A 15,756-nucleotide genomic window follows, 5' to 3' on the forward strand; every position below is an offset into this window, starting at 1 on the left:
CGCGCCGCCGCAGGTGTGTTTTTGGCCTTCCAGTACCCGATCGAAATTCCGGGCGTGGCGACGATGACCTTTCTCAAGGCGGCCATGAATGCCCAGCGCAAGGCGCGCGGGGAGGGCGAGCTTTCGACGCCCGATTTCATGCGTGCCGTCAAGGATGCCGCCGGGCTGCTGGAAATCAAGCAGGACATGCTCAAGCGCCCGCTCAATGTGGGGTTCTCCGGCGGTGAGAAAAAGCGCGCGGAAATCCTGCAGATGGCGCTTCTGGCTCCCAAACTCTGCATTCTCGATGAGACCGATTCCGGTCTGGACATCGATGCACTCAAGGTTGTGTCCGAGGGTGTCAACAAGCTGCGCGATCCCGAGCGCTCGATGCTGGTCATCACTCACTATCAGCGCCTTTTGAACTACATCGTGCCTGACGTCGTGCATGTGTTCTCGGCGGGTCGTGTTGTGGAAACCGGCGACAAATCGCTGGCGCTCGAACTCGAAGCCAAGGGCTATGCCGACTTCGACGAATCCAACGCCGCCTGAGAGGTAACGCTGTGAACATACAAACGCCTGTCCGGCTCAGTGGCGCCGAGGAAAGCCTCGTCGCCCAGCTCGAAAGCGTCGGCGCCAAGGATGCAGCCGAGCGCTTGCGGGTGATCGGCCTGCCGACGCGCCGGGTCGAGAGCTATCACTATACCGATCTCAAGACGCTTTTGAGCGCGGTCCCGCCTCTGGCCGAGGTGGCAAACGATTTTAGTGCGCCGGCCATCGACATTCCCGGTGCCTATCGCATCGTGATCGCCAATGGCGTCGTGCAATCGACATCGACGGCGCCCGCCGGGGTGATCGTGGGCAAGGCTGCCGGATCGGTCCTGACGACGCGCGACGACGTAATTGTGCGCCTCAACGCTGCGCTGGTCGCGGAATCGCTCAGCCTGGAACTTGCCGGATCGGTCGATCCGGTGATCCATATCGATCGCCGGATGGAAGGGCCTGCCGCCCACGTTCAGTCCGGCGCCAAGATTGCCATTGCGCCAGGTGCAAAGGCGACGGTTATCGAAACGGTTTCGGGCAGCGATGCGGCGCATATGGGTAATGCGGGCAGCTATATCTCGGTCGGCGACGGCGCCGAGGTGACCCATATTCTCGTGGACGTTTCAGCACGGCAGGCGACCCATTTCGCAACTGTCGAGTATCGGATCGGGGCGGAAGCCAACCTCAAATCGGTGGTCATCAATGCCGGCGCCCATCTCGCGCGGGTCAATGTGTTTGCCGATTTCGTCGGCGAGACCACTCATGGCGATTTCTTCGGCCTCAACGTGGTCGACACCGACGAGCTTCGCGACATTACCATCGACATTACCCATGGCGTGCCGAACACAACCTCGGCCGAGCTCTACAAGCAGATTGCGCGCGGCCGCGGCAAGGCGGTTTTCCAGGGCAAGATCAATGTCGCTGTCGATGCCCAGAAAACCGATGCCAAGATGATGACGCAGGGGCTAATGCTTTCGGATGAGGCGGAAATTCTCTCCAAGCCCGAGCTTGAAATCTTTGCCGACGATGTGGTCTGTGGCCACGGCGCGACATGCGGGGACCTGGACGAGACCTGGATGTTTTATCTGATGAGCCGCGGCATTTCGCGTGCCGATGCCGAAACCATGCTCATCCGCGCCTTTCTTGAAGAAATCACCTCAGCGGTCGAGGACGAGTATATCTCCGAAGCGCTTTCGGGGATCGTCGAGCGCTGGCTCAAGAAGGACGCCTGATGGCTTTCGATCTCGCGGCAGCACGCACCGATTTTCCCATTCTCGATGAGGAAATCCACGGCAAGCGATTGGTCTATCTCGACTCGGGTGCTTCGGCGCAAAAGCCGGTGCAGGTGCTCGAGCGGATGGATCATGCCTATCGGCATGAGTACGCCAATGTGCACCGGGGGCTGCATACTCTGGCCAACCGGGCGACCGAGGCCTTCGAGGGCGCGCGGGAAAAGGTTCGCGCGTTCCTGAATGCCGGGCGGGTCGAGGAGATCGTTTTTACGCGTTCAACGACAGAGGCGATCAACCTTGTCGCTTCTTCCTTTGCCGGTCCGCGGATCGGGGAGGGCGACGAGATTGTCATTTCGATCGCCGAACACCACTCCAACATCGTGCCGTGGCATTTCCATCGGGAACGCAAGGGCGCGGTGATCAAATGGGTGGATGTGGCCGATGACGGCAGTTTCGATCTCGATGCTTTCGCCGCAACGCTGACCGACCGCACCAGGATCGTTGCCATCACGCATATGTCGAACGTGCTGGGCACGATCAATCCGGCCAAGCAGATCGTCGAGATCGCGCATGCACGCGGTATCCCGGTGCTGATCGACGGCAGCCAGGCGGCTGTTCATACCAGGGTGGACGTGCAGGAGATCGGGGCCGATTTCTATGTCTTTACCGGGCACAAGCTCTACGGGCCGACTGGGGTGGGCGTGCTTTACGGCAAGTATGATCTGCTGGCCGAGATGCAGCCGTTCCTAGGCGGCGGGGAAATGATCGAAGAGGTTTCGGTGGATGCCGTGACCTACAACGCGCCGCCGCACCGTTTCGAGGCCGGCACGCCACCGATCGTGCAGGCCATCGGGCTGGGTGCGGCCATCGATTATGTCGAGGCTTTGGGGCGTGATGCGATTGCGGCCCATGAGCATGAGGTTGCCGCTTATGCCGGCGAGCAACTTTCCCGGATCAATTCCTTGCGCATGATCGGGACAGCTGCGGGCAAGGGCGGGATATTCTCCTTCATGCTCGAAAACGCCCATGCGCACGATGTTTCGACAATTCTCGACCGCTATGGCGTTGCCGTGCGGGCCGGGACCCATTGCGCCATGCCTCTCTTACAAAGATTTGGCGTTACCTCTACATGTCGGGCCTCGTTTGCCCTATATAATGGCAAGGACGATGTGGATGCGCTCGTCGAGGCTGTCGAAAAGGCGCAATCCTTCTTTTGATATTGGACCGTCATGACTGATACTGCACCGGAAAAGACCGAAGCCGAAGCCAAGAGCTTTGTGGAGGGTGGCAATGCGCTGCCGGCCGAGGATGTGGAACGCATCACGGCGGACCTCATTGCGGCACTCAAAACGGTCTATGACCCTGAAATCCCGGTCGACATCTATGAATTGGGCCTGATCTACAAGGTCGATCTCGACGATGACCGGAACCTGACCATCGATATGACATTGACGGCTCCAGGCTGTCCCGTGGCCGGTGAAATGCCGGGATGGGTGGAAAATGCCGCCCGTTCGGTGGAAGGTATTCAGGACGTCGAAGTGAAAATGGTGTTCGATCCGCCCTGGGGGCCGGACCGGATGAGCGAAGAAGCGCAAGTCGCGCTCAACTGGTGGTAAGAATGGCTTTTGCGATCATGGAACTCACCGATGCCGCTGCCGAGCGCATCAGGGAAATCATCGAAGACAGCGACAAGCCCGTGAGCGGCGTGCGCGTCGGGGTGAAGAACGCCGGTTGTGCCGGCATGGCCTATACGCTCGATTATGTCGAGGAGGCCGTGGAGGGCGACGATCACATCAGCGACAAGGGCGTCGAGGTTTGGATCGAGCCCAAGGCGACCCTGTTCCTGCTCGGCACGGTGATGGATTTCGAGGAAACCCGAATGACATCGGGCTTTACCTTCAACAACCCCAATCAGGAAGGCGCTTGTGGGTGTGGGGAGAGCGTGCAGCTCAAGCCCGCCGATCTCGCCGACATCGCCCGGGCACGAGCCGAAGCGACCGCCTGACGGCGATTATGCCACATCGGTCGATGATATCGGGCGATCGGGCAGGTCTTTTTCGGACATCACACGATTTCGCCCGGCATTCTTGGCGGCGTACAGGCACTTGTCGGCACGTTCGATGAAAGCGGCGGCGGTGTCGCCGGGACGCCACTGCGCGACACCGACAGACAGGGTAATGCGCCCAAGCTTTTCATTGGTCGAGCGCTTGAGAAGTTCTTTGGCCTGTACTGAGCGACGGATGTTTTCGGCGACGGTGAGGGCACCGTCCAACTCGGTCTCAGGAAGAATTGCAGCAAACTCTTCGCCGCCGAACCGAGCCGGCATGTCGCGTCCCTTGAGATTGGCCTTGAGTACCTGCGCCACCAGTCGCAGCACCTGATCGCCGGTCAGGTGTCCATAGGTATCGTTGAACGCCTTGAAGCTGTCGATATCGAACAGAAGCAGCGAGAGCGTTGCGTTCTGGGCATGGGTTCGCTCCAGCTCGGCGGAAAATTGCTCATCGAAACATTTGCGGTTCGGAATCTTGGTCAGGGGATCGAGCATGGACTCCTTGCGGACCTCATCGAGATCGCGCTGGAGCACGGAAATGTCGTCCTTGGAGTTTTCGAGTTCGGCTTCGAGACGCCGGTTCATGTCCTGCATCCGGCGCGTTTCCTTGAGCAGGCGCGAGGACAGCATTTTCAGCGCATCTTCATCGATGCCGCCGACCGCCAGATCGCCAGATGCCTGCTGGAGTGACCCCGAATAGGAATTGGCGCTGACCATGGCGATATCGATCGCCTGATTCACGTCGGTGATCTTGCGGCTCATGACCTGCGACATGGCGCGCAGCTTTTCGTCCATGTCGGAGACCTTGAGGAATTTCTCGCACAGGTTCGAGGCCTCATCGATGGTGATGGTGCCCGACCGGGTCAGAATTGCATTGATCTGGGTGTTGAGTTCGGTGTTTGAGCCGGTCGCGTAGGTGTAGAACAGCTCATAATAAACCGGAAACGGCGGAATCTGCGCGCGCTTGAGCAAGGCAAGCGCTGCGTTGGCAAATCCTGATGCGCGGTCAAAGTCCAGGTTTGTCACGTTGCGTCAACCATCACCTGTTCTGATCGAATCATAGTCCGGCAGGGCTTAAGGCTGCCTTAAACCAGGTCCAACTCCTTAACCGCGTCCGAGCGCCGTCGATAAGCGGATTGAGACTTCAGATTGCAGTGCAGGTTGCGTGCGACACCATCAACATGGAGTGCCAAACGCTTCCAGAACCCCCCGGCATGGAACCGTTGATTAGCTAGAGTGTCAGGGTGCGCCTGTCCAGATGAAAAATTACAGCCGCCGCCAGCGGGCCGAGATGTCAACAGATGTGTGGGCCCAACGGGGCGAAGGGCCACACCCGGCAACATTGCGGTCAGGCTCTGCCGGTCGGGCGCAGGAGGAAGGCGGGGATATGGCCTTCGGACTTGAAGCTCGCCGGCGCGTCGTCATTGTTGGCGCGTCGTGGCTGTTCGCGCTGCTGACGTGGAGCCTGCTCCCGGTCCTGGCGTGGCGACTGCTCACGCTTCTGACGCGGCGCCTGCTCGGCCTGCTTGGCCTGCTGCTTTTCGGCTGCAGGCTTTTCCTCCTTGCCGCGCGTCCGACGGCCGCGTTTGCGGCCACTGGCCGGCGCTTCGTCGCCTTGTGAGGCGTCAGGCGTGGGCGCAGATGGAGAGGCGGGTGCGTCGGCCCAGGCGATATCGCGCTGGATCAGCTTGGTTATGGCGTCGACATATTTGGTTTCGCCCGGCCCAATCAGGGTAATGGCGGTGCCGGAGCGTCCGGCGCGGCCGGTCCGGCCGATGCGATGCACATAATCCTCGGCATGGGTGGGCACGTCGAAATTGAAGACATGACTCACTGCGGGGATATCGAGACCACGGGCGGCAACGTCAGAGGCGACAAGGATCGCGAGCGAGCCGGCGCGGAAGCGATCGAGCGTTTCCGTGCGCGATTTCTGATCCATGTCGCCGTGCAGTGCGCCGGCATCAAAGCCATGACGCTCGAGCGAACGCGCGACTGTCGCGACGTCGCGCTTGCGGTTGCAGAAGACGATGGCATTCTTGAGATCCTTGGCGGCACGGATCTGGTCACGAAGCGCTGCCCGCTTTTCCGCCGGCGTCCTGCCCACCTTGAGCAGAAGCTGCTCGATGGTATCGGCGGTCGAATTCTGGCGCGCCACTTCCACCTTGACCGGATCGCGCAGGAAGCGCTGGGTCAGTTTCTGTATCTCGGGCGGCATGGTGGCCGAAAAGAAAAGGGTCTGGCGGCGTGCCGGAAGCAGCGAGCAGATGCGTTCGATGTCGGGGATGAACCCCATGTCGAGCATGCGGTCGGCCTCGTCGATGACGAGAATGTCGACGCCGGTGAGCAACAGGCGTCCGCGCTCGAAATGGTCGAGCATACGGCCGGGCGTGGCGATCAGGACATCGGCGCCGCGGTCGAGCTTCTTGTTCTGGTCTTCAAAGGAGACGCCGCCGATCAGCAGCGCGACGGTCAAGCGGTGATTCTTGCCGTATTTTTCGAAGTTCTCGTGAACCTGCGCCGCGAGTTCGCGCGTGGGTTCGAGAATGAGGGTGCGCGGCATGCGGGCACGGGCCCGGCCTTTTTCGAGCAGGGAGAGCATCGGCAGCACGAAAGAAGCCGTTTTGCCGGTTCCGGTCTGTGCGATCCCGATCAGATCCCTTTTTTCAAGGACATGGGGAATGGCCTGGGCCTGGATATCGGTTGGCTTGGTATAGCCGGCTGCGGCGACCGCTTCGGTGACCTTGTCGCCCAAGCCGAGCTCGGAGAATTCAACAGTCAAATCGGGTGTCCATCATGTTCGGGTCAGAGAATAAAGAAGAAGTGAGGCGGACTGCCGGTTCGTTCTTTCTCGACGTGTCGCCAGCGGAAATCGGTACACTTTCATCCACACTTGGCTCAAACCTGCACGCGGAGCGTGCAAGCGAACGGGTATGGCCTCTGACGAGCGGGACCATAAACTACCTTGGGTTCAAGTCAATCTTGATTTGGCCATCAATATTAACAGTGGTGCTATTGTCAGCCATCAAACGTCGACATCGGTCACAAACGCCGCTTTTTCTGAAATGAATTCGAAGCGGGACTCGGGCTTGTTTCCCATCAGCCTGTCGACGGTATCGCTGGTTTGCGCGCGATCGGAAACGACGCGCACCTGAAGCAATGTCCTTGATTTGGGGTTCATGGTCGTCTCCTTCAAGTGGGCATGGGGCATTTCGCCAAGCCCTTTGAAGCGCGTGACCTCAACTTTACCGCGTCCGGTGAACTCGTCTTCCATCAGTCTGAGCCGATGGGCATCGTCCATGGCATAGGCGGTCTTGGCACCTTGCGACAGGCGATAGAGCGGAGGCAGAGCCAGATAGAGATGGCCGCCTTCGATCAGGGCGGGGAGTTCTTGATAAAAGAAGGTCATCAGCAATGAGGCGATGTGGGCGCCGTCCACGTCGGCGTCGGTCATGATGATGATCTTGTCGTAGCGCAGATCGTCTTCGCGATATCTGTCGCGCGTGCCGCAGCCCAAAGCCTGAATGAGATCGGCAATCTGCTGGTTGGCGGCGAGCTTGTCGCGGCTGGCGCCGGCGACGTTGAGCACCTTGCCGCGCAGGGGCAGGATGGCCTGACTGGCACGGTCGCGCGCCTGCTTGGCACTGCCGCCGGCACTGTCGCCTTCGACGATGAACAACTCGGCGCCCTGGGCTGCCGACTGGGTGCAATCGGCGAGTTTTCCGGGCAGGCGCAGTTTGCGGGTCGCCGATTTGCGGTCGATTTCCTTTTCCTTGCGACGGCGCAGGCGGTCCTCGGCCCGCTCGATGGTCCATTCGAGCAATTTGTTGGCCTGGTTCGGCGACGCGGTCAGCCAGTGGTCGAAGGCGTCGCGAATGGCGTTGTCAACGATACGCGTGGCTTCACCCGAAGCGAGCTTGTCCTTGGTCTGACCGACAAATTCAGGCTCACGGATAAAGACCGAAAGCATGGAGCCGCAATGGCCCAGAACGTCTTCGGACGTGATGACCGAGGCGCGCTTGTTGCCGACCATGTCGGCATAGTTTTTCAGGCCGCGGAGCAGGGCGGTGCGCAAGCCCGCTTCATGGGTGCCGCCATCCGGAGTGGGCACAGTGTTGCAATACGAGGATGTAAACGTGTCGCCAAGATACCAGGAGATCGCCCATTCGACCGATCCGTGACCGCCGGGCTTTCCTATCTTGCCGGAAAATATGTCGTCGAGAATGCGCGTTCTGCCCTCGATGCGGCGTTCGATGAAATCGCGAAGGCCACCGGGAAAATGGAATACGGCCTTGGCCGGGACCTCATCGGTGGCCAGCGTTTCGTCGCACGACCAGCGGATTTCGACGCCACCGAAAAGGTAGGCCTTGGCGCGCGTCATGCGGAAGATGCGGTCGGGGCTGAAGCGGGCCGAATTGCCAAAGATCTGGGCATCGGGATGAAAGCGGATCGTGGTTCCGCGGCGGTTGTTGACGCGGCCCATGTTTTCCAGTTGCGAGGTCGGCTTGCCTCGCGAATAGGTCTGCCGATAGAGAGTTTGGTCGAGCGCGACTTCGACGATGAGATCGTCGGTCAGCGCGTTGACGACCGATACGCCGACGCCATGCAACCCGCCGGAGGTTTCATAGGCCTTGGAATCGAATTTGCCGCCCGCGTGAAGCGTGGTCATGATGACTTCAAGCGCAGAAAGGTGCGGACGCTTGGGGTGAGCGTCGACAGGGATGCCGCGGCCATTGTCGGTCACGCTGACATAGCCATCCTCGCCCAGATGAACCTCGATACGGTTGGCGTGACCACCGATCGCCTCGTCCATCGAGTTGTCGATCACTTCGGCGAACAGATGGTGGAGCGCGTTGGCGTCGGTTCCGCCCACATACATGCCGGGCCGGCGGCGCACCGGCTCGAGACCTTCGAGCACCTCGATATCGGCGGCCGTATAAGAGCCAGACGGCGCCGGGTCGCGCGCTGCAGCGGGGCGCTTGGGCTCGGCGGCGGGTTGGGGGGGCGTGACGCCAAAAAGATCGTTGTCGTCGGTCATGGGCCTCAAAAAAATCTTGCCGGACGAATCAGATGATAATCCGGTCTATCATATGGCGGCTTGTATGAGCGGAAACACCACAGTTTCCAAGGTGTTTCAACAGGATTGCGCTTGCACCGCCGCAACGCCTGCCAAGTGCCGGATTCTCATCCTGGGACACTTGTGGGGCGTAAAATCATGGCCCGGTTTACGTTCGGTTTGCGTCTCATCAGCACTTTTTTAAGCCCATTGCGGTAAAAAATCTCCATACGGTTCATGTGTTTGGAGTTGCCGTATGCGTGCACGAATTGCCCGCGGCGCTGCGTATCAGGCGTCTGGGTCAGGGCACGAAGTGTTCTGGTGGCTGCAGGCCGGATTGAAGAGTTCTGCGTACCGGCTTGCCCACCTTTCACTTCCCAGAGCCGTCCTGTTGCCGGGACTGGTGGCGGTGTTTTTTCTGGCCTGACGCGCGCGGCGCGGTTGCGTGAGTCTCGCGCGACAGCTAACTAGTGCGGACTGATCCCAGGAGTCCGCAGTGTCCGACCAGCAGGCCAAGCCCATCCGTCCGCTCTATTTTGTCGCTTCGTACCCGCGTTCGGGCGGCAATTGGGTGCGCTCGGCGATTTTCCTGATGATCGCGCTGGGTCAGCCCAATCCGCCAAAGCGGATCGATATGCGCAATATCGACAACATCATACCGCTCGATTCCCACGGCCGCTTCTACAAGGAAGTCACCGGCAAGGAGGCCAGCAGCCTTGCCGAGGAGGAAGTGGCGGCGGCGCGACCGCAGGTGCACGAGCTGCTTTCACGCGACACGCGCGGTCTGCCGGTTGTGCGCACGCATGCTGTGCGCGGCACGTTTTTCGGGCATCCGACCTTCAACACCAAGGTTTCGATCGGCGGGACCTACATCGTGCGCTCGCCGCTCGATGTCGCCGCCGCTCTGGTCGAGGTGAGCGGGATGCAGCCCATGCGGGTGATCGAGGCGATGATGACCGTGGACCGTCGGGTGCGGGGCGGCGCGACCCGCGTTTCCGAGCCGCAGGGCTCCTGGAGCCAGAATGTGGCGAGTTGGATCGGCAAACGACAGCCCGAGGTTCATGCCATCCGATTTGAAAATCTGCGCTCAAACCCGATCAAGGAACTCAAGGCGCTGGCCGCGCACATGAAGATTCCGGTGACCGACAAGAGCCTCGAAACGGCCGCCGGCCTGCTTGCTGAAACACACAAGGCGAGCGGCAAGAACGGGGTACCGCGTGACTATCGCGAAACGCTCAAGCCTATCCACGCCCGTGCGATCATCGAGGCGCATGGGGTGCAGATGGACGCCCAAGGATATCTCACCGACAGCGTGTTGCAATATGCCGACATCGACCGCAAGGCGGCGATGATGCTGGCGGAAAAATACGCCCCGCGCACGGCGAACTGAGCCTTGCGCAAGCCCTTTGGGGTGGTGCATAGTTTCACTGTCGTCGCGTGTCCGAACCGCAAAATCGTATTCACTTTTGCTGGACACGCTCTGGGAAATGAAGGGAGGGCTGCGTGATCGATATCTGGCGTCACCATCGTCAGCGTGGCCCTGTTTGCGCCCTGCAGCACATGTTGCAGGGCTGACCGTCACCGGACATTTCGCATTCGAATTCCGTACGGGTCTGCCCTGATCGCGACCGCATGATGCCGTGCGGTCTGGCAGAGTTGGGTGGCTTTAGCCATCCCGGATATTCGAGACTGAAATGACGACGATTGCCCTTAAATCCGCCGGTTATACGGCGAAAACCAATCTTTTCAACGATTTGACGCTCACGATTGGATCCGGTGACCGGGTCGGAATCGTGGCCGGCAACGGCGCTGGCAAGACCACGCTGCTCAAATGCCTTGTCGGCGAGAATGAACTTACCCGTGGTGGCATCACGCTCTCGCGCGGTGCGCGGGTCGGGATGGTGCCGCAGGTCGTGCCCGAAAAGCTGTTTGATTTGAGCCTGTTCGATGCTGTTGCCACGGGGCTCGATGCGGAGACGCTAGAGAGTGAAAACTGGCGGGTCGATGTGGTGCTCGATACGCTTTCTACACCCGAGGGCATCCGTAATTTGGAGGTGCGGGCGCTGAGCGGGGGCTGGCAGCGGCTGATGTTACTGATGCGGGCCTGGGTGTCCGATCCCGATATTCTGGTGCTCGACGAGCCGACCAACCATCTCGATCTTGAGAAAATTACTCTGCTGGAACAGTGGCTTATGGGAATCGGCGATGTGCCGGTCATCATGGCAAGCCACGACCGGAGCTTTCTCGACGCGGTAACCAACCGTACGCTGTTTTTGCGGCCCGAGGTCTCGAGGTATTTTCCCTTGCCCTATAGCCGGGCACGCGAGGCTCTCGCTCAGGAGGACGCGAGCGAGGCGACCAAGCGCGAGCGCGACCTGAAAGAGGCGAGCCAGTTGCGCCAGCAATCGGCGAAGCTGAAAAACATCGGCATCAATTCGGGCAGCGACCTCCTGCAGAAAAAGCAAAAGCAGCTTCGCGATCGGGCCGAGAAAATCGAGGCGCGGGCCAAGGTACTGCACAAGGAGCGTAGCGGGGATATCCGGCTGGCCAATCGCGGAACGCATGCCAAAGTGCTTGTGTCCATCGAAGAACTGACTGTGGCGGCGCCCGATGGTCGCAAGCTGTTCTCGATCCCGAAACTGCATATCTTTCAAGGCGATAGAATCGTCCTTCTGGGACGTAACGGAACGGGAAAAACCAGTCTCGTCAAGCTGTTGCGGCGCGTCCTGATGGGTGGAGAGAGCATTGAGGGCATCAAGGCGACGCCAAGTCTTGTGGTCGGATACATGGATCAGGCGCTCGATTTCGTGCCGGAAAAGCTCAGCCCGTTCGATTTCATATCGGCGCTCGGGCAGGGCGATCAGCGGACGCGGAGCCTGCTTGCGGCGGCCGGAATTGACCCTGACGCTCATCGGACCTCCGGTGCGCGTCTGTCTCACGGCCAAAGGGCAAGGCTTGGGTTGCTGGCGCTGCGCCTGATGGAGCCCAATTTCTACCTGCTGGACGAACCGACCAACCACATCGATATCGCCGGACAGGAAGCGCTGGCTGCCGAGATCATCGAGCATGATGCCAGTTGCGCGCTGGTGTCGCACGACCGCGCCTTCGTGCGGGACGTTTCCAATCGGTTTGTGGTGATCGAAAGGGGAAGGCTCATCGAGGCAGATGACCCCGAAGGGTTCTTTGCCGCGATGGGGGCTTGAAACAATCGGCCCCGCACGAAAATGCGGGGCCGGACCAGGCTACTGGCTTATGCGCTGCTCGTGGACGATCTGCATGGCTTGGTGGTTGGGCCATTCGATTGTGTCGACGGTATCGATATCGAATTCGACAAGACGTTCGTTGTCGGGAGCATAGACGGGCCAATCGAGGCCATCCACGTTGGGATCGCCGGACTGGGCGAAGGCGACGAGGGCGCCAGCCGAGCGGTCGCGCAATTGCAGATCGGCATCGGTCCATGTCCGAGTTTGCCGGAACATGTTGAGGCTATCGAGTGTGTCGAGGAAATAAGGCACCTCGACGGTGTGATAGGCGCCGACCGTTGCCGGGTCGTGATCCGCGAAGGTCACCCCTTCGGCATAGGGCTGGGTGCGGCTGAAGATATAGGCATAGACCGGGCTGTCGCCGTGCGTGGTCTGGGCGATGGCCCAATCGCGAACGGCGCTCGCCATGGATGTGTCGCGTGAGATATCGACCGCGGTACGGCGGAAATCCCCGGCCTCCAGATCGTAGAAGGCCAGGATTTCCTCGGCGTCATCGCCGAACATGTCTTGGGCTCTGGTGCGCAGCTCGTCGGCGTTTTGAGCACCTGCAAGTCCGTTGAAGGTTTCATCCTTGGTGTAGCCGATGACCAGGGGCACGTCGGTGAAATTGCCGTTCTGGAAAGCCGTCCATGCCGGCTCGGGCAGAACGTGGCCATCGATGGCGATGCCGAAGCGGACGCCATCGAGGTCGAGAAATTTGTCGGCGGAAACAGCGCGCATCTCGTTTATGTCAGTGGCCTCAAGTTGTTCCTGGGCTCGAACGCCGGCCGCTTCGACCTGCTCATAGGGAGACGAAAAGCTGTTGACGATGCTGCCGGACATGCCGAAGATCTTGTGGAACAGGCCATCGGCCAGTGGGCTGACCTGAAGGGCACTCAGCGACATGGAACCGGCGGACTGGCCGACGATGGTAACGTTGCCGGCATCGCCGCCAAAGGCCTCGATGTTGTCCTGAATCCATTGCAGACCGAAAGCCTGATCCATCAGGCCGTAATTGCCGGACGTTCCGGTTTCGCTTTCAGCGGCGAGCTCGGGGTGGGCCATAAAGCCCATGGCGCCAAGGCGGTATGACAGGGCGACATAGACGACGCCGCGCTGGGCGAGCTGTTCGCCGGAATAATTGGCCATGTTGGTTGAACCGACGGTGAAGCCACCACCGTAAATCCAGACGACGACCGGCAGGTCGTCGCCCGGCTCGGCGTCTTCGGGCGCCCATATGTTGAGATAAAGACAGTCTTCGGAAAGGGATTCCTCGCCGAAATAGTGGTTGATGTCGCTGTTGCGCAAGGTCTGCATGCATTCGGGGGCGAAGCGGTCGGCATTATAGACGCCCTCCCATTCCGCATGCGGCTGTGGTGGCTGCCAGCGCAGTTCGCGCAGGGGCGGTGCTGCAAAGGGTACGCCGAAATAGGCTTTAACACCTGAATCCAGCATCTTGCCTGCTATCTGACCAGAACCGGTTTCCACCGGGTCGCCCGGGATCGGGGTCTTGACGATCTGGGCCTGGGCACCGGTGGCCAACACGATTGTCGCCGCCAGCGCGGTCGCAGCGATCTTACTCAACCGAAACATGGATATCCTCCTCATCATATGTACGAAACGGTACGTACATTGGAAAGTTAGCACGAGAAGCGGCGGAGTCCATCCGGGTAAAGAAGAAATATCATATGAAAAGTCGTATGGCCTATATTTTTCGGCCATCCATCGCGGTTGGCATGACGATTTCGGCAAACAAGGAAGCGAACCGTTTGCCATCGTGGGCCGTGCCGGTCGCAGATCGTGCCGCGTCCGATGCAGAACGAGGCGGGCTGCATCGGACTTGGTGGAGCGGCCGGGTCTTGATCTAGCCTTCCAGCGCAATTGCGTCGGCGCCTGCCGGAATGCGCATCGGGGCCGAGGAGTCATTTGCCGCGTACCAGATGGCCTCAGCAACATCTGAAGACAATGTTCTGGGATCGGTCGAGGTCCGCATGGCCCCGATTACGCCGTTGGCGAACTCGGTATAGGCCGCCGGGAACCCACCGTTTTCCCGCAGTCGCGAAAGGGCTGTGCTGCCAAAGCTGGTGCCGGGTGCGGAGCCGGGCAGCACGATCTTGACCCCAATTCCAAAGGGAGCCAGTTCCAGCGCCAGAGACTCCGTGAAGGCGTTAACGGCGGCCTTGCTGGCAGTATAGGCCGAAAGCAGCGGCAGCGGCTTCATCGTGACGCTGAAGGTCACGTTGATGATCAGTCCAGCCTTTCTTTCCCGAAACTGGGGCAAGACGGCGTCGATCATGCGCATTGTCCCAAACGTATTCGTTTCGAACAGGGACCGGGTAACATCGGTCGGCGTGCCTTCGAGGGCATTGAGCCAGCCGATCCCCGCATTGTTGACAAGCACGTCGATCGGCCCCGCCGCCTCGACGGCAGCGCGAACGCTCTCGTCACTGGTGACGTCGAGTGGCAGCACCACCAGTTGGTCCGACTCGGGGAGAAGGTTGCTCTGAGGCGAGCGCATGGTCGCTATAACCTTCCAGCCACGGTCGAGAAAATATCTGGCGGTGTCCAGACCGAAGCCGGACGAGGAGCCGGTAATGAGCACGGTTTTCATGGGAGATCCTTTCACGGTGTTTTCATGCCACTTATGTGGACCGCGAGTTTGGGACGCGCTATAATGGCGGATCCTAAATGCATTAGTGAGCGTCCGATTGATCGATCCCCTTGCCGAAATCGTCAGCATGCTTCAACCGAGCTTGCCCTTCTCCAAGGCAGCGAGTGGATCGGGCAATTGGCGTGTGGACGGGGCGGGCGACGGAGGACCGTTCTTTGCAGTCATACTGGAAGGATCGGCACGGCTAGCGATCAATGGGCAGCCGGACGCCGAACTTGAGGAGAATGACTTTGTGCTCATTCCAGCTGCTTATCGGTTCACCATGTCGAGCAGTGTCGAGAGCCCCGATGACGGCGACGACCCGCTTCGGGTTACCAAGCTCGGGGACGAAACGCGGCATGGCGATCCGGTCGGCATGCCCAATATGCGGGTTTTGATCGGGCGGCTGGACTTCGGGTCTCCCGATACATCCCTGGTTTTCGCGCTCCTGCCGAGCATGCTGCATGTGCGGGGGCAGGCGCGCTTGACCGCCCTTGTGCAAATGATCCGCGAGGAAGCCCAAAGCGAGAGGCCCGCAAAGGAAATCGTGCTCGAAAGGCAATTGCAGCTTCTGTTGATCGAGGCGTTGCGATCAGATGCGGCCGGACTGGAAACGCCGGGTCTGCTGCGGGGCCTTGCCGATCCGCATCTCGGTCCGGCAATTCGGCAGATGCACGAGAACCCGGCCAAGGCGTGGACGATCGAGGAGTTGGCATCGGCAGCCATTCTGTCACGATCGGTATTTTTCGACCGATTCCAAAAGCAGACGGGCATGGCGCCCATGGAATATTTGCTGTCCTGGCGGATGGCCCTGGCCAAGGACATGCTCCGCCGCAAGGACGGAGGAATGAAAGAGATCGCCAGACGCGTTGGCTATGGCTCAGCCAGCGCCTTCAGCGTTGCCTTTTCCCGCTTTGTCGGTGTTGCGCCGAGCAAGTATGCGGCTCCGACGCAAACAGTCTCCGGGGCTCGTGCTCCATAGACGGGCGGTTGGTACTGTCGAGCCC

14 protein-coding genes are annotated in these 15,756 nt (G+C 60.2%); 9 read left to right on the top strand and 5 right to left on the bottom strand.

Annotated elements, in window-relative coordinates; translation table 11 throughout:
- From sufC to sufA, 5 genes are all read left to right on the top strand, one after another.
- Positions 1 to 531: Fe-S cluster assembly ATPase SufC (gene sufC, locus AACZ55_RS05850; RefSeq protein WP_339644115.1), on the top strand; the 531-nt coding region annotated here is incomplete at its 5' end.
- Positions 532 to 542: 11 nt separating this feature from the next.
- Positions 543 to 1,754: a Fe-S cluster assembly protein SufD gene (sufD, locus tag AACZ55_RS05855; RefSeq protein WP_338606715.1), complete on the top strand. Its 1,212-nt coding sequence runs from the start codon at positions 543 to 545 to the stop codon at positions 1,752 to 1,754.
- On the top strand, positions 1,754 to 2,971 hold the full coding sequence (locus AACZ55_RS05860) for a cysteine desulfurase (RefSeq protein WP_339644117.1): 1,218 nt from the start codon (positions 1,754 to 1,756) through the stop codon (positions 2,969 to 2,971). Before sufD ends, AACZ55_RS05860 begins: the two co-directional genes overlap by 1 nt.
- Positions 2,972 to 2,983: 12 nt before the next feature.
- Entirely contained in the window at positions 2,984 to 3,370 is a 387-nt protein-coding gene (locus AACZ55_RS05865; protein WP_014130696.1) for an SUF system Fe-S cluster assembly protein, read from the top strand.
- A gap of 2 nt (positions 3,371 to 3,372) precedes the next feature.
- Positions 3,373 to 3,759 carry a Fe-S cluster assembly scaffold SufA gene (gene sufA / locus AACZ55_RS05870; protein WP_338606717.1) on the top strand — a complete coding sequence of 129 codons (387 nt, stop codon included), beginning with the start codon at positions 3,373 to 3,375 and terminating at the stop codon, positions 3,757 to 3,759.
- 6 nt (positions 3,760 to 3,765) lie between these two features.
- Here sufA and AACZ55_RS05875 read toward each other — a convergent pair whose 3' ends face one another.
- The 3 genes from AACZ55_RS05875 to parE form a co-directional block, all read right to left on the bottom strand.
- Positions 3,766 to 4,830 (bottom strand): GGDEF domain-containing protein, encoded by a 1,065-nt coding sequence (locus AACZ55_RS05875; protein WP_338606718.1) that lies wholly within the window; start codon positions 4,828 to 4,830, stop codon positions 3,766 to 3,768.
- A 322-nt stretch (positions 4,831 to 5,152) separates the two neighbouring features.
- A complete protein-coding gene (locus AACZ55_RS05880) occupies positions 5,153 to 6,583 on the bottom strand; it encodes a DEAD/DEAH box helicase (protein WP_339644122.1) in 1,431 nt (476 codons plus the stop codon).
- A 243-nt stretch (positions 6,584 to 6,826) separates the two neighbouring features.
- Positions 6,827 to 8,839, bottom strand: coding sequence for a DNA topoisomerase IV subunit B (gene parE, locus AACZ55_RS05885; protein ID WP_338606720.1), 2,013 nt, complete (start codon positions 8,837 to 8,839; stop codon positions 6,827 to 6,829).
- 274 nt (positions 8,840 to 9,113) lie between these two features.
- Between parE and AACZ55_RS05890 the strand changes: the two genes are divergently transcribed.
- The 3 genes from AACZ55_RS05890 to AACZ55_RS05900 all read left to right on the top strand — a co-directional run bounded on the left by AACZ55_RS05890 (position 9,114) and on the right by AACZ55_RS05900 (position 12,060).
- Positions 9,114 to 9,284: a hypothetical protein gene (locus tag AACZ55_RS05890; protein WP_338606721.1), complete on the top strand. Its 171-nt coding sequence runs from the start codon at positions 9,114 to 9,116 to the stop codon at positions 9,282 to 9,284.
- Between the two features lie 69 nt (positions 9,285 to 9,353).
- Positions 9,354 to 10,247: a sulfotransferase domain-containing protein gene (locus AACZ55_RS05895; RefSeq protein WP_338606722.1), complete on the top strand. Its 894-nt coding sequence runs from the start codon at positions 9,354 to 9,356 to the stop codon at positions 10,245 to 10,247.
- A 304-nt stretch (positions 10,248 to 10,551) separates the two neighbouring features.
- Positions 10,552 to 12,060: an ATP-binding cassette domain-containing protein gene (locus AACZ55_RS05900; protein WP_339644127.1), complete on the top strand. Its 1,509-nt coding sequence runs from the start codon at positions 10,552 to 10,554 to the stop codon at positions 12,058 to 12,060.
- Positions 12,061 to 12,099: 39 nt separating this feature from the next.
- On the opposite strand, the gene AACZ55_RS05905 is transcribed toward AACZ55_RS05900, so the two are convergent.
- Together AACZ55_RS05905 and AACZ55_RS05910 are read right to left on the bottom strand one after the other, a co-directional pair.
- Positions 12,100 to 13,692 carry a carboxylesterase family protein gene (locus AACZ55_RS05905; RefSeq protein ID WP_339644130.1) on the bottom strand — a complete coding sequence of 531 codons (1,593 nt, stop codon included), beginning with the start codon at positions 13,690 to 13,692 and terminating at the stop codon, positions 12,100 to 12,102.
- A gap of 271 nt (positions 13,693 to 13,963) precedes the next feature.
- Positions 13,964 to 14,710, bottom strand: coding sequence for an SDR family oxidoreductase (locus AACZ55_RS05910; protein ID WP_339644133.1), 747 nt, complete (start codon positions 14,708 to 14,710; stop codon positions 13,964 to 13,966).
- Between the two features lie 97 nt (positions 14,711 to 14,807).
- Here AACZ55_RS05910 and AACZ55_RS05915 point away from each other — a divergent pair, with 97 nt between their 5' ends.
- The gene (locus AACZ55_RS05915) at positions 14,808 to 15,731 is read left to right on the top strand and encodes an AraC family transcriptional regulator (protein ID WP_339644136.1); all 924 of its coding nucleotides are present in this window, start codon (positions 14,808 to 14,810) and stop codon (positions 15,729 to 15,731) included.
- Positions 15,732 to 15,756: the final 25 nt, after the last annotated feature.

The sequence above is a fragment of the uncultured Pelagibacterium sp. genome (assembly GCF_963972885.1).
GTDB lineage: Bacteria > Pseudomonadota > Alphaproteobacteria > Rhizobiales > Devosiaceae > Pelagibacterium > Pelagibacterium nitratireducens.

Bases quoted from the DNA above. Each gene is read 5' to 3' on its own strand.
- AACZ55_RS05860 (WP_339644117.1), top strand. From the start codon at position 1,754: ATGGCTTTCGATCTCGCGGCAGCACGCACCGATTTTCCCATTCTCGAT.
- AACZ55_RS05865 (WP_014130696.1), top strand. From the start codon at position 2,984: ATGACTGATACTGCACCGGAAAAGACCGAAGCCGAAGCCAAGAGCTTT.
- sufA (WP_338606717.1), top strand. From the start codon at position 3,373: ATGGCTTTTGCGATCATGGAACTCACCGATGCCGCTGCCGAGCGCATC.
- parE (WP_338606720.1), bottom strand. From the start codon at position 8,839: ATGACCGACGACAACGATCTTTTTGGCGTCACGCCCCCCCAACCCGCC.
- AACZ55_RS05890 (WP_338606721.1), top strand. From the start codon at position 9,114: ATGCGTGCACGAATTGCCCGCGGCGCTGCGTATCAGGCGTCTGGGTCA.
- AACZ55_RS05900 (WP_339644127.1), top strand. From the start codon at position 10,552: ATGACGACGATTGCCCTTAAATCCGCCGGTTATACGGCGAAAACCAAT.
- AACZ55_RS05905 (WP_339644130.1), bottom strand. From the start codon at position 13,692: ATGTTTCGGTTGAGTAAGATCGCTGCGACCGCGCTGGCGGCGACAATC.
- AACZ55_RS05910 (WP_339644133.1), bottom strand. From the start codon at position 14,710: ATGAAAACCGTGCTCATTACCGGCTCCTCGTCCGGCTTCGGTCTGGAC.